Below are 13,342 nucleotides of genomic sequence, written 5' to 3'. Positions count from 1 at the left end.
GAGCCTACTTCTTCATCTGCTCCTTGAGCGCGGCGAGCTTGGCGAAGGGCGAGTCCGGATCGATCGGCTTGTCCTTGCGCGGCGGACGGGCCTCGAACTTGGCCGGCTTGGCCGAGCGATCGTCGCGCTGCGGCCGGTCGCTCCGCTCACCCCGCTCCGGACGCCCGCCCTGCGGCTTTCCGTCACGGCCCTTCGCAAACTCCGGGCGCCCGCCCTGCGGCCGGCCTTCACGGCGCTCGCCTTCGCGACGCCCACCGGAGCGCTGGCCGCCACCGGCGTTCTCGCGGCCGCGGCGATCGCCCTGCCGGTCACCCTGAGCGCGCTGGCCCTGCCCGCGCTGCCCCTGGCGTTGGTTGTCGTTGCGGCCGCCCGGGCGCCACAGCAGCACCGGCCGGGCTTCCGCCGGCGCGGCCTCGTCGGCCGTTTCAGCGGCAGCGACGTCGTCGCTCGCAGCCGTCTCCTCGCCGGCCGCGGCATCGCTTACGGTGGCTGCGGTCTCTTCACTCGACGCGGCTGTGGGCGCCTCGCCCGATGCCGCACCGTTCTCCGCTGCCGCTGCAGCTTCGCTGTCGACGTCGGCGGCGGCAGTTCCGGCGTCGGCATCCGTGACGGCGGCAATCTCGGCGTCCGCGGTCGCGGCGGTCTCAGGCTGTGCAGCTGCTTCTTCGGCGCCTGCATCGACGGCCCCGGGCTCGACAGCGGCGGCCGCCTGGGTCTTCGCATCCTCCGCGGCAAGGAAAGCGGCAGCCTCTTCCGGCTTGACGCTGTCGGCGCGGTAGCCGAGGCCCTTCAGGATCTCTTCCATGTCCTCGGGGGTGGCGCCCAGGATGGAGAGCATCGAGGTGGTGGCGGTGAAGCGGCGGCCGTCATAGGCGCCCTCGGGCCGCGGCGTCGTGCCGGGCTTCCACTGCAGCAGCGGACGGATCAGATCGGCCAGACGCTCCAGGATGTCGATGCGCACGGCCCGCTTGCCGAGGAAGCGGAAGCCAGCGAGCTTGTAGAAGGTCCGCTCGAAGCTCGGGTCGGCGACGACCGACGTGCGGCCGGCGGCCAGCGCCGGGATCAGTTCGCCGTAGCCGGGCTTGTCGAGGCCATCGTTCTTCAGCGCCCAGAGCAGCGTGATCAGTTCGGCCGGAGCCGGCTTCAGTAGCGCCGGCATGAAGATGTGGTAGGCGCCGAAGCGGATGCCGTGCTTGCGGATCGACGCACGCGCCTCCTGGTCGAGCGACTTGACGTCCTCGGCCACGTCGCGGCGGAACAGCACGCCGAGATTCTCGACGAGCTGGAAGGCCAGCCCCTTGGCGAGCCCCTGCAGGTCCTCGGCGCGCGACAGGTCGTCTAGCGGCTTCAGCACGGTGGCGATGTGATGGTTGACGAAGCGTTCGATGCGGGCGGCGACGTGATCGCGGGCGCTGCCGGTCAACTGCTCGTCGGCGAGCAGGATGACCCGCGGACGCATGACGTGATCGCTGGCGGCAAGCCGCGCCACCGGATCGCCGAGCCAGCGCACGGTACCGTCGGAGCCGACGGCGAGATCACCGTTGCCAGCCGCATGGAGCCGGGCGGCGCGCGCCTCGAACTCGAGCGCCAGCGCCTTCTGGGCGGCACCTTGTACGGCTTTCGCATCCGGGCCCTCCGCGCCCGAAGCGAGCGTGAACCGGAAACCGGCCAACTGCCCCACATGATGTCCTTCCACGAAGACATCGCCATTAACACTGATTTCGGCTTCCAGCATCGCATTCTCTCTCAGGCGCTTCATGAGCACAGATGTCCTGCGATCAACAAAGCGTTTCGTCAACCGTTCATGTAACGCGTCGGACAATCGGTCCTCGATTTCCCGCGTCTTTTCCTGCCAGTGTGTCGGATCGGCAAGCCAGTCCGGCCGATTCGATACATAGGTCCAAGTCCTTATCTGTGCGATTCGCGCCGAAAGCGTGTCGATCTCGCCATCGGTCCGATCGGCACGCCGCACCTGCTCGGCCAGGAAGTCCTCGTTTACAGTACCGCGCCGGACGAGATCGGCATAGAGGGTAGAGATCAGGTCGGCATGCTGGGCCGGCGTGATGCGCCGGTAGTCCGGCAATGCGCAGGCCTCCCACAGCTTCTCGACGCGTTCCGGCGTGGTCGCCATGTCCTTGATGTCGGGGTAGCGGGAGAGATGCTCCAGCGCCTGCTGGTCAACGGCCGGCAGCGCCCGGGCCAAGCCGCTGACGGTCGGCGCCGCCTCCAGGCTCGCCTTGAGGCTGGCGATCGAGGAAAAATCCAGCCGCTTGGAGCGCCACTGCAGCACCCGAACCGGATCGAACTCGTGCGCCTCGATGCGCTCGATGAGTTCCGGCTCGAACGGATCAACGCTACCGGTGACCCCGAAGGTGCCGTCCCGAAGGTGGCGGCCGGCGCGGCCGGCGATCTGGCCGAGTTCGCCGGGATTGAGGTTGCGGAACTGGTAGCCGTCGAATTTCCGGTCCTGGGCGAAGGCGACGTGGTCGACGTCGAGGTTCAGGCCCATGCCGATCGCGTCGGTGGCGACCAGGTATTCGACGTCGCCCTCCTGGTAGAGCCCGACCTGGGCATTGCGGGTGCGTGGCGACAGCGCCCCGAGCACGACGGCCGCCCCGCCGCGCTGGCGGCGGATCAGCTCGGCGATGGCATAGACCTCGTCGGCCGAGAAGGCGACGATCGCGGTGCGCTGCGGCAGGCGCGTGATCTTCTTCGAGCCCGCATAGAAAAGCTGCGACAGGCGCGGCCGCTCGATCACGTTGATGCCGGGCAGCAGATGCTCGAGGATCGGCTTCATCGTGGCCGCACCCAGGAGCAGCGTCTCGTCCCGTCCGCGCAGATGCAGGATCCGATCAGTGAAGATGTGGCCGCGCTCGAGATCGCCGGCGAGCTGGACCTCGTCGATCGCGACGAAGGCGGCGCGCGTCTCGCGCGGCATCGCCTCCACCGTGCACACCGAATAGCGCGCCATATGGGGGGTGATCTTCTCCTCCCCGGTGATGAGGGCGACGTTGTGGTGGCCGACCCTCTCCACCAGGCGCGTGTAGACCTCGCGCGCCAGCAGCCTGAGTGGCAGGCCGATCACGCCCGTCTCGTACGACACCATACGTTCAATTGCGTAATGGGTCTTGCCGGTATTGGTCGGCCCAAGCACCGCGGTTACACCGCGGCCGCTCAATATCATCGGTGCAACGGACAAGGCTTGCCTCGAAAAACTATCTCACGTCCGGCACCGATCGAGTTGCGGATGCCGGCAACACAAATGCCCATCACGGCCCGCAAAGACAAGGGCAGCAGGCGGATCATCAGGCTTTTTCCGCTACTTCCGGGGCGTTATACCAGCGTCGAGCACCCTTTGCGAAGGGCGAACGGAACACCTTGCGAACGAATCGGACACGAAACGAAGACTCACGGAGATTCCGCTTTTGTTCCCCACAACATGTTGACTTTCCGGCATCTTCCCCCACCACATGCTGAATCCGCACCACTACCGTGCCGAGTCGCGGCAACCGGGGTGCAACCGGCGCCGAAAACCCTGTAAAGCCCTTTTTTCACACTCGATGAAGATTCTTTCGCGTCGCGCCCCGTTTGCAGCGCGCAAGCCCTCATGAGGCGGGATCCGGAAGGAAGCGCCACACCGTCGTCCGCTTGATCTCGCTGTCCTCGAGCGCCCGGGTGACGGGAACCTCGTAGGTCACAAGCGAATGCATCTGCTCGCGCGGGCAGTACGACCGGCCCGGATCGCCGACGAGCACGGTGGCGCCGCGCCCCGCCAGGCGGCTGAACCACGGTATCAACGCCAAGGCAAAGGTCCGGTCGTAGAAGACGTCGCCGGCCAGAACCACGTCCCAGCCGAGGTCCTGCCCGATGAGGTCATCCCCCCGATGGTCGATCCGCACGCCGTTAAGTGCGGCGTTCAGGCGGATCGCCGTCTGTGACAACGGGTCGATGTCGGCCGCCACGACCTCGGCGGCGCCGGCCAGCTTCGCTGCAATCGCGACCAGACCCGAGCCGCTCGCGAAATCGAGCACGCTGCAACCGCGCACCGTGGCGGGATGATCAAGGACGTAACGGGCAAGTCCCTGCCCGCCCGCCCAGGCGAAGGCCCAGAACGGCGGCGGCAGACCGATTTCCTCCAGCTCCTCCTCCGTCTTCAGCCAGAGATCGTGGGCTTCCGATGCCAGCCGCAGCCGGATCTCCGGCACGTGCGGCGGCGACAGCACCGATGTGTTGTCGAGAATGAAGCGCTCTGGATCGGTCTTCACGGGATGATCAGCGTGGCGGATCGTCGAGGCCGCCCATGCGGCAGACCTCGAGCCACTCCTCCTCGGTCACCGGCTGGACGGAAAGCCGCATGGAGGTGACGAGCGACATGTTTTCCAGCTTCGGGTTTGCCTTGATTTCCTTCAACGAAACCGGGCGCGGCATGTCGCAGACGGCGCGGATGTCGACACAGTCCCAGCGATGGTCGTCGCCGGCCGTGGAATCCGGATGCGACAGCGCACAGACCTCGGTGATGCCGACGATCTCCAGCCCCTCGTTGGAGTGGTAGAAGAAGCCCTTATCGCCGATCTTCATCGCCCGCATGTTGTTGCGCGCCAGGTAGTTGCGCACGCCGTTCCACTCGGTGCCCTTTTCGCCCGCTTCCTTCTGCATGTCCCAGGACCACTTGAAGGGTTCGGACTTGTACAGCCAGTATGCCATTCGCCTCAGGCCTCCGGATTGTTGAAGACCCAGTTCCAGGGTTTGATCTCGACGCCGGCGAACAGGCCGGCCTTTGCGTAGGGGTCGGCGTCTGCGAGGTCGCGCGCTGCTTCGATCGTCTCAGCCTTGACCACGACGAGGCTGCCGTTCGGCTTGCCGTCTTCACCAAGGAACGGGCCGGCAAAGGCGAGCTTCCCCTCCTCGTTCAGCCTGTTCAGGTAGGCCAGGTGCTCGGGTCGTGTGTCGAGCCGCACCTGCAGGGCGCCAGGCTTGTCGGTGCACAAAAGGGCGAAGAGCATGTCGTTTCTTCCTCCTCAGAATTCCTGTGTGATCGGCCGGCTCATCAGCTGGCCGATGGCGGTGGCAAGGGCGAGCCTGCCGTCGATGATCGCCGCCACCGCATCGGTGATCGGCATGCTGATGTTGCGCTCGGCGGCGATCTTCGAGGCCACGCCGGCGGCGAAGGCACCTTCGACAAGTTCCCCGGCCCAGCCCTCCGCATTGCCCTGCCGCCCGAGCGCGATGCCGAAGCGCAGGTTGCGCGACTGGTGGCTGGTGCCGGTCAAAACGAGATCGCCCAGTCCGGAGAGACCGGTCACGGTCGCCGCATCGCCGCCATGGGCCGCGACGAAGCGCGACATTTCCGCCAGCCCCCGCGAGATCAGCGCCGCCCGGGCGGAATCGCCGAGTCCGGCGCCCTCGACAATGCCGCAGGCGATCGCCAACACATTCTTGAGCGCGCCGCCGAGTTGCACGCCGATGCGGTCGACGGAGGGGTAGAGGCGGAAGGTCGGGCCGGAAAGGACGTGTGCCAGGTCAGCGGCCCGCTCCAGCGTCGAGGCCGCGATCACCATTGCCGTCGGCAGGCCGCGCGCGATGTCGGCGGCAAAACCGGGGCCGGAGAGCACCGCGACATGCCGGCGCGGCAGCTCTTCCTCGAGCACGTCGGTCAGCAGCCGGCCGCTCGCCTTCTCCATGCCCTTGGCGCAGATGACGACCGCGGCACCATCGGGAAGGTGGCCCGCAAGCTCCCGCGCCGCCTCGCGCTGCGCCTGCGACGGCATGGCAAACAGCACCACCGAGGCGTCTTCGAGAACGGCGCGATCGAGCGTGGCTTCGAGGGACGCCGACAGGGTGATGCCGGGCAGGACCGCCTCGTTGCGACAGCTCGCGACGATCGCCGCGACCGTCTCGGCGCGCCGGGCCAGCAGCGTGACGCGGCTCTCGCCGGTTTCGGCGACAACGGTAGCGAGCGCCGTGCCGAACGCCCCGGCACCGACGACGACGACGTGCGACTGCTCGCTCATGCCTTAGCTCCCCGTTTGCCCGAGCCGAGTTTGGCGGCGGCATCTTCGTCCAGCGGCCAGCGCGAGCGCGGCGCCACGGTGAGATCGTCGGGAGACAGTCCGACTGCCATCCGCTCCAGCCCCGCCCAGGCGATCATCGCCGCATTGTCGGTGCAAAGCGATAGCGGCGGTGCCACGAAACGGAAGCGGTTGCGATCGCACAGCTCCTGGAGCGTCGAGCGCAGCACCTTGTTGGCGGCGACCCCGCCGGCGACCACCAGCGCCGGATCAGCGGCGGTCGGAAATTCCTGCCGGAAGCGCTCGAGGCCGCGGCCGATGCGGTCTTTCAGCGTTCGAGCAACCGCCTTCTGGAACGACGCGCAGATGTCGGCGATGTCCTGGTCGGTGACCGGCTCGATCGACTGGGCCGCCTGGCGGACCGCCGTCTTCAGTCCAGAGAATGAGAAGTCCAGCCGTTTCTCGCCGACCAGCGGGCGCGGGAAGGAGAAGCGGTCGGGATTGCCCGTTTCCGCCGCCTTCTCGACTGCCGGCCCGCCCGGATACGGAAGGCCGAGCAGCTTCGCGGTCTTGTCGAAGGCCTCGCCGAGCGCATCGTCGATCGTCGTGCCCCAGCGCTCGTAGTCGCCGACGCCGCGCACCAGAACGAGCTGGGTATGGCCGCCGGAAACGAGCAGCATCAGGTAGGGAAACGGCAGGCCGTCGGTCAGGCGGGCGGTCAGGGCATGGCCTTCGAGATGGTTGACTGCATAGAGCGGCTTGCCCTTGGCACGAGCGATCGCCTTTCCGGTCATCAGCCCGACGATCAGGCCGCCGATCAGACCCGGCCCGCTGGTCGCCGCGATGGCATCGACATCGTCAAGCGTCTTGCCGGCTCGCGCCAGCGCCTGGCCAATCAGCGTATCCAGCGCCTCGACATGGGCGCGCGCGGCGATCTCGGGCACGACGCCGCCATAGGCGCTGTGCTCGTCGAGCTGGCTCAGCACCACCTCGCCGAGGATCGTTCCACGGCCGTCCACCTCGCGCGCGACGACCGCCGCCGCGGTCTCGTCGCAGCTCGTCTCGATGCCGAGGATTGTCAGGTGGGACGACATGAAGCACGCTGTTTGATTGCGATGGCGGCGAAAGCCGGATACGAGGACTTCCGGTAACAACGGATCAAGGCGGATGCAAACAAAACCTTTCAGGATCGGCACGCGCGGCAGCCCGCTGGCACTGGCGCAGGCGCATGAGACTTGCGATCGGCTGATGGCCGCACACGGGCTCGCCGAAGAGATGTTCGAGATCGTCGTGCTCTCCACGAAAGGCGACCGCATCACCGATCGGGCCCTGTCCGAAATCGGCGGCAAGGGCCTGTTCACCGAGGAGATCGAGGCGCAGCTGTTCTCCGGCGAGATCGACTTCGCCGTGCATTCTTCGAAGGACATGCCGACGCGCCTGCCCGACGGGCTCGAGCTTGCCGCCTTCCTGCCACGCGAGGATGTTCGCGACGCCTTCATCGGCCGGACCGCGCCGACACTTGAGGAACTGCCGCACGGTGCGACGGTCGGCTCCGCCTCGCTGCGCCGGCAGGCCCAGATCCGCAAGCTGCGGCCGGACCTCAACGTCGTGATCTTCCGCGGCCAGGTCGATACCCGGCTGCGCAAGCTTGCCGAGGGACAGGCCGACGCGACCCTTCTCGCCTATGCCGGCCTGAAGCGCATGGGCAAGGAGCACGTGGCGACGCAGATCCTCGATCCGGCCGTCTTCCTGCCGGCACCGGCGCAGGGCGCGATCTGCGTCGAGGCGCGGATCGGCGACGAGCGCATCGGCGCGCTGCTGGCGGCCATCGACGATGCCCCGACGCACGAGGCGGTCGCCTGCGAACGCAGCTTCCTGGCGGTGCTCGACGGCTCCTGCCGCACCCCCATCGCCGGCCATGCGGTCTCGCAGGACGGCCACATCCGCTTCCGCGGCATGATCCTCACCCCCGACGGCTCGCAGGTCCATGAAACCACGATCGAGGGACCTGCTTCCGACGCGGCGGCGCTCGGCGCCCGCGCCGGCCAGGTGGTGCGGGACGCGGCGGGCACCGGTTTCTTCGACGGTTGGCGATGATGCGCGTCCTGGTCCTGCGGCCGCAAGTGTCTGCACCCGCGACGGCGGCGCGGCTTGCCGCGCTCGGCCACGTGGCCGTCTCTGTTCCGCTGTCGGCTCCCGTGCACGATCGCGAAGCGACGCTCGCAGCACTTGCCGGCCGCCATTCGGCGATCACGATCACCAGCGGCGAGGCGGCGCGGGTGCTGCAGTCACTTGGCGACGCCCTCGACCCCCATCTACAGACGACGGTCTTTGCGGTCGGTGACGCGACCGGCCGCGCCGCGTCCCGGGCCGGCTTCCGCAACGTGCTGGCCGCCGCGCGCAGCGACGGCGACGGCCTCGCCGAGTTGATCGTCGACCATCGCCGCCAGCACGGCGTCCCCACCGATCCCCTTCTCTACTTGGCAGGCTTCCCGCGCTCGAGCAACTTCGAGGACCGCCTCACCGCAGCCGGCGTCGCCCATGTTACCGTCGAGTGCTATCGGATGGAGCCGATCCGGCCGGCCGACGACGCGTTGCGGCCGGCGCTGGTCGACGAGCCGGTCGATGCCGTCCTGCTCTACTCACGGGAATCGACCCGCCACTTCTTCGAACTGCCGCTGGTGGCCGAGCACCTGGAAAGGCTGGAGCGCATGCGTTTCCTCTGCATCAGCCGCAATGTCGCGGCGGTCGTGCCCGCCGCTCTGTCGAAATCTGTGGCCGTCGCGGCAACGCCGGACGAGGCCGGCCTTTTTGATCTTCTGTAGCGGTTTCAGGCGCCGTTCGGCGGCGAGGTCCGGTACCAATTTCGTCTGAGGGGCTTTTCCTCCCCGGCTTCGCTGACTAGGTTTACTGCAACGCATTGGAATGAAGGAGATCGTCATGGACCCGGAAAAGCCGCCGCGCCGCAAGAAATCCGGTGAGCCCGTGACGATAGATCTCCAAGCCGCGTCCACGGCCGGCGCAGATGCGCCGCCCCCGCAAACAGACGCGCCCGAGCCACTAGCAGACCCCGCTGCTGAACCTGCCGCCCGGCCGATCCCGTCGCCGGACGACCAGCCGGGCACCGACCGGACCGCACCACAGTCGCCGGTCGAGCCCGCCGCCGCCGAGCCGATCGCGGAAACGCCGGCCGAACCCGCTTTCACGCCACAGGCGGAGGTCCCGCATCCGCGCGAGGAACCGAGCAGGTCCGGAGCGTTTGCCGCCGCGATCCTCGGCGGACTGGTGGCGCTTGCCGGCGCCGGCGCGCTGCAGTACGGCGGCTACCTGCCGGCGCTCGGACCGACCAGGACCGGCAGCGACGACCTGGCAGCGCTGGGCGCCGCGGTCGAAGCGCTGGACGCGCGGCTGATCCGGATCGAAACCGCGCCCGCCGCGCAGGCCAGTGACCTGCAACCGATCGAGGCGCGCCTGGCCGCAGTCGAAAAGGTCACCGGCGAGCTGGCAACGAACGGACCTGCGGCGACCGGCGAATCCCAGCAATCGATCGCCGCTCTCGAGGAAACCGTCGCAAAGCTGACGACCGACGTCGCCGCCCTGCGCGACCAGACCAGCGCAGCGGCGCGCGCTGCCGCGGATCAGTCGGCGCGGCTGACCGAACGCCTCGACGCCGCCGAGCGGAAGCTCGAGGAGCCGCGCAGCGACGTGGCGATGGCCAAGGCCGTGGCGTCCAGCGCGCTGAAGACGGCGATCGACCGCGGCGGCCCCTATCTGGCCGAACTGGAAGCCTTTGCCAGCATCGCCCCGGAAGACCCGTCGATTGCCCCGCTCCGCGCCCATGCCGCCACCGGGGTGCCTTCGCGGGCCGATCTCGTCCGCGCCTTCCAGCCAGTCGCCGACGCGATGATCGAAGCGTCCCATCGGCCGGCGGGCGATCAGGGAATCGTCGACCGGCTGCTGTCGAGCGCCGCCTCCCTCGTCACCGTCCGCCCCGTAGGAAGCGTCGAGGGCGACACGCCGGAGGCGATCGTGGCGCGCATCGAGAACAAGCTGCAGAACGGCGACCTGAAGGGCGCGCAGATCGAGTGGCAGACGCTGCCCGAACCCGCGCAAAAGGCCGGGGCCGACTTCAAGACCAAGCTCGACGAGCGGATTGCCGTCGAGGACGCCGTCGGCGCGCTCGTGTCCGGGGCAATCACCTCGAATGGCGGCCAGGGCTGAGGGGGCGGATGATCATGGCAAGATTGCTTGGCTTCGTTCTCCTCGTGCTCGCGCTCGCTGCCGGCTTCGCCTGGCTTGCGGACCGGCCTGGCGAGCTTTCCATCGTCTGGCAGGGCCAGCGCATCGCCATGAGCCTGATGGTAGCGGCAACCATCGCGGTGTCGGCAATGGCGGCGGTGATCTTTTTCTTGTGGCTGGTGCGCGCCGTCCTGACCTCTCCGCATGCGATCCGGCGCCATTTCCGCGCCCGCAAGCGCGATCGCGGCTATCAGGCGCTCTCCACCGGACTGATCGCGGCCGGCGCGGGCGACGCCGCCTCGGCCCGCAAGATGCTGGCGCGCACCAAGGGGCTGATCAGGCCCGACCAGGAGCCGCTGGTCCATCTGCTCGAAGCACAGGCCGCGCTGATCGACGGCCAGCACGACGAGGCGCGGCGGAAGTTCGAACAGATGGCCGACGATCCGGAGACCCGGGAACTGGGGCTGCGCGGTCTCTACCTTGAGGCGCGACGCCTTGGCGCCACGGAGGCCGCCCGCCAGTACGCCGAGCGCGCCGCCGAGAAGGCGCCGCAGCTTCCCTGGGCGGCCGACGCGGTCCTGCAACATCGCGCCGGGACGGGCGAATGGGACCAGGCGCTCCGCTTGCTCGACCAGCACAAGCCGGCATCGGCGGAGGAGCGAAAGCAGGTCGACCGCCGCAAGGTGGTGCTGCTGACGGCCCGGGCCGGGGCGAGGCTTGAGAGCGAGTCCGATCCGAAGGCGGCAAGGGATGATGCGCTTGCAGCCCTCCGGATCGACGAGACCTTCGTCCCCGCCGGGCTGATCGCGGCGAAGGCCTATTTGCGCGAAGGCAACCTGCGCAAGGCGGCGCAGATCCTGGAACGGCTCTGGAAGGTCGGTCCGCACCCCGAGGTGGCACGGCTCTATGTGCATGCGCGCAGCGGCGATTCCCCTGCCGACCGCCTGAAGCGGGCCGAAAAGCTCGAGGCGCTGCATCCGAACAATGCCGAAACGCTGTTCGCCGTCGCTCAGGCGGCGCTCGACGCCCGGAAGTTCGCGCTGGCCCGCGAAAAGGCGGAGGCCGCCGCCCGCCTGGCGCCGAACGAGCGAACCTTCCTGTTGCTTGCCGACATCGAGGACGCGGAAAACGGCCACCAGGGCCGCATCCGCCACTGGATGAACCAGGCGCTGAAGGCGCCGCGCGATCCTGCCTGGACCGCCGACGGCGTGACATCGCCGGAGTGGCTGCCGGTGTCGCCGGTGACCGGCAAGCTCGACGCCTTCGAGTGGAAGACGCCGGTGAGCGAATGGCACGGACCGGTGGAAGAGGGCGCCGTCAACCGCGTCGACGAGGCGATCCGCGCCCTGCCGCCGGTGGACGCCGACGCGCGTCCGCAACGCAAGCCCCCCTCCTCCGCCATCGACATCGAGGCCGCCCCTAGATCCGCAGCGACTGCTGGAGCGACCGCAGCGGGCGCTGCCATCAACGCCGTGTCGCCGGAAGGTGAGCCGAAGCCGTTCTTCGGCGGCCCTCCGGATGATCCGGGCGTCAAAAATGAGACGAAGATCACAAGCGGCGGCAGCACGGCCAGCTTCCGGCTGTTTTGAGCAGGTCCCTCCGCGAGGACGTAACAGAAACAAGGACTTGAAGCACGGGCAGCGAACCCGAAGGATCGCGACGGGCTTTGACCAGAGTTGGAGCGCTTCCGCGATGGTGGTCGCGCTGATGGGTTCAGACCGTAAGGGATGACATGTTCGAGCGACTGCAGCGATTCCTCTCCGGCCTTTCGGGCGCCGACAGGCAGACATTCGATGGCGGGGATCCGCGCCTTGCCGTGATGGCGCTGTGCATCCAGGTAATGGAGGCGGATGGCAAGGTGCTCGACGCCGAGCGCGCAAAGCTGCGTGAGCGTTTCCGCACGCTCTACGGCCTCGAGGGCGCCGAACTCGACGCGCTGGTGGCGGCCGGCACGACGGCCGCCAGCGAGGCGATCGACTTCTTCCAGTTCACCACCGAGCTCAAGCGCCAGCTGTCCGAGGAGCAGAAGGTCGATCTCGTCGGGCTGCTCTGGGAGATCGTCTACGCCGACGGTGAGCGCAGCGAGCTCGAGGATCATGCCATCTGGCGCATCGCGGACCTGCTCGGCGTATCCGGCCGCGAGCGCATCATGAAGCGCCAGCAGGTCGCCAGCCGGCGGGCCACCGAGACCGGCGACGACGGCTGAGCCGCGGCGACGGCGCGCAATCGGTGGACATGCAAGATCGGCTCTGACATCTTGGATTGCACGCCACCGGACCTTCGCGACCGCGAAGCCGGACGGCCAGGATGACCACTCGCCAGCATGCCCGATACACCAGGATAGCCGACACGATGCTCCAGCTCCCCCGCAGACCCGGGCCGAAGCGACCGATCCTCATCGTCCTGCACCAGGAAACCTCCAGCCCCGGCCGCGTCGGCCAGATCCTGCAACAGATGGGCTACGGGCTCGACATCCGACGCCCGGTGATGGGCGATGCCCTTCCCTCAACGCTTTCAGCCGTCGTCTTCGGCGGCCCGATGAGCGCCAACGACGAGGACGATTACATCAGGCGCGAGATCGACTGGCTCTCCGTCCCACTTGCCGAGGACCGCCCCTTCCTCGGCATCTGTCTCGGCGCGCAGATGCTGGTGCGCCATCTCGGCGGCGAGGTCGGCCCGCACGTCGACGGCCTGACGGAAATCGGCTGGTACCCGCTCGAGCCGACCGAAGAAGGCCGGGAACTCATGGCCTGGCCCTCGATGGTGTACCAGTTCCATCGCGAAGGCTTCACGCTTCCGTCGGGGGCGACACTGCTTGCCACCGGCGAGCACTACGAGAACCAGGCCTTTCGCTACGGCGACAATGCCTGGGGCATCCAGTTCCACGGCGAGCTGACGCTGGCGATGATGCACCGCTGGGTGGTGCACGGCGCCCACCGCTTCGAGCTGCCCGGCGCCCAGGTCGGCCGCGCCCATCTTGATGGCCGCCTGCTGCATGACGCGGCCCTGCGCCAGTGGATGATGGGCTTCCTGGACCGCGTCTTCCACGAGAACTGAGCAACCCGCAGCACGAAAAGCCTCGACATTAAACATGT

The 13,342-nt window shown here is 68.2% G+C and carries 12 protein-coding genes; 6 read left to right on the top strand and 6 right to left on the bottom strand.

The window, feature by feature from the left end; genetic code table 11:
- Nucleotides 1-4: 4 nt before the first annotated feature.
- The 6 genes from C7449_RS09045 to tsaD form a co-directional block, all read right to left on the bottom strand.
- Nucleotides 5-3,184, bottom strand: a complete 3,180-nt coding sequence (locus C7449_RS09045) for a helicase-related protein (RefSeq protein ID WP_170115851.1) — start codon at nt 3,182-3,184, stop codon at nt 5-7.
- Between the two features lie 421 nt (nt 3,185-3,605).
- Nucleotides 3,606-4,265, bottom strand: a complete 660-nt coding sequence (locus tag C7449_RS09040; protein WP_108002451.1) for a class I SAM-dependent methyltransferase — start codon at nt 4,263-4,265, stop codon at nt 3,606-3,608.
- A gap of 7 nt (nt 4,266-4,272) precedes the next feature.
- On the bottom strand, nt 4,273-4,704 hold the full coding sequence (locus C7449_RS09035) for an EVE domain-containing protein (protein ID WP_108002450.1): 432 nt from the start codon (nt 4,702-4,704) through the stop codon (nt 4,273-4,275).
- A gap of 5 nt (nt 4,705-4,709) precedes the next feature.
- Complete coding sequence (locus C7449_RS09030) at nt 4,710-5,003, bottom strand: YciI-like protein (RefSeq protein ID WP_108002449.1); 294 nt, start codon at nt 5,001-5,003, stop codon at nt 4,710-4,712.
- A gap of 15 nt (nt 5,004-5,018) precedes the next feature.
- A complete protein-coding gene (locus C7449_RS09025) occupies nt 5,019-6,011 on the bottom strand; it encodes an NAD(P)H-dependent glycerol-3-phosphate dehydrogenase (RefSeq protein WP_108002448.1) in 993 nt (330 codons plus the stop codon).
- Nucleotides 6,008-7,102, bottom strand: a complete 1,095-nt coding sequence (tsaD, locus tag C7449_RS09020) for a tRNA (adenosine(37)-N6)-threonylcarbamoyltransferase complex transferase subunit TsaD (RefSeq protein WP_108002447.1) — start codon at nt 7,100-7,102, stop codon at nt 6,008-6,010. The genes C7449_RS09025 and tsaD overlap by 4 nt, the downstream gene beginning before the upstream one ends.
- A 73-nt stretch (nt 7,103-7,175) precedes the next feature.
- Between tsaD and hemC the strand changes: the two genes are divergently transcribed.
- The 6 genes from hemC to C7449_RS08990 all read left to right on the top strand — a co-directional run bounded on the left by hemC (nt 7,176) and on the right by C7449_RS08990 (nt 13,304).
- Complete coding sequence (hemC, locus tag C7449_RS09015) at nt 7,176-8,105, top strand: hydroxymethylbilane synthase (RefSeq protein WP_108002446.1); 930 nt, start codon at nt 7,176-7,178, stop codon at nt 8,103-8,105.
- Complete coding sequence (locus C7449_RS09010) at nt 8,102-8,833, top strand: uroporphyrinogen-III synthase (RefSeq protein ID WP_108002445.1); 732 nt, start codon at nt 8,102-8,104, stop codon at nt 8,831-8,833. Before hemC ends, C7449_RS09010 begins: the two co-directional genes overlap by 4 nt.
- Before the next feature lie 115 nt (nt 8,834-8,948).
- The gene (locus tag C7449_RS09005) at nt 8,949-10,229 is read left to right on the top strand and encodes a COG4223 family protein (protein ID WP_108002681.1); all 1,281 of its coding nucleotides are present in this window, start codon (nt 8,949-8,951) and stop codon (nt 10,227-10,229) included.
- Between the two features lie 14 nt (nt 10,230-10,243).
- A complete protein-coding gene (locus C7449_RS09000; protein ID WP_108002680.1) occupies nt 10,244-11,836 on the top strand; it encodes a heme biosynthesis protein HemY in 1,593 nt (530 codons plus the stop codon).
- Nucleotides 11,837-11,979: 143 nt separating this feature from the next.
- On the top strand, nt 11,980-12,453 hold the full coding sequence (locus C7449_RS08995) for a tellurite resistance TerB family protein (protein WP_108002444.1): 474 nt from the start codon (nt 11,980-11,982) through the stop codon (nt 12,451-12,453).
- Nucleotides 12,454-12,599: 146 nt separating this feature from the next.
- Entirely contained in the window at nt 12,600-13,304 is a 705-nt protein-coding gene (locus C7449_RS08990; RefSeq protein ID WP_108002443.1) for a glutamine amidotransferase, read from the top strand.
- The last annotated feature ends 38 nt before the right edge of the window (nt 13,305-13,342 follow it).

This window comes from Mycoplana dimorpha (genome assembly GCF_003046475.1).
Classification (GTDB): Bacteria; Pseudomonadota; Alphaproteobacteria; order Rhizobiales; family Rhizobiaceae; genus Mycoplana; species Mycoplana dimorpha.
The sequence above is the reverse complement of the archived record's forward strand: the minus strand, read 5'-3'. Positions and strand labels throughout refer to the sequence as shown.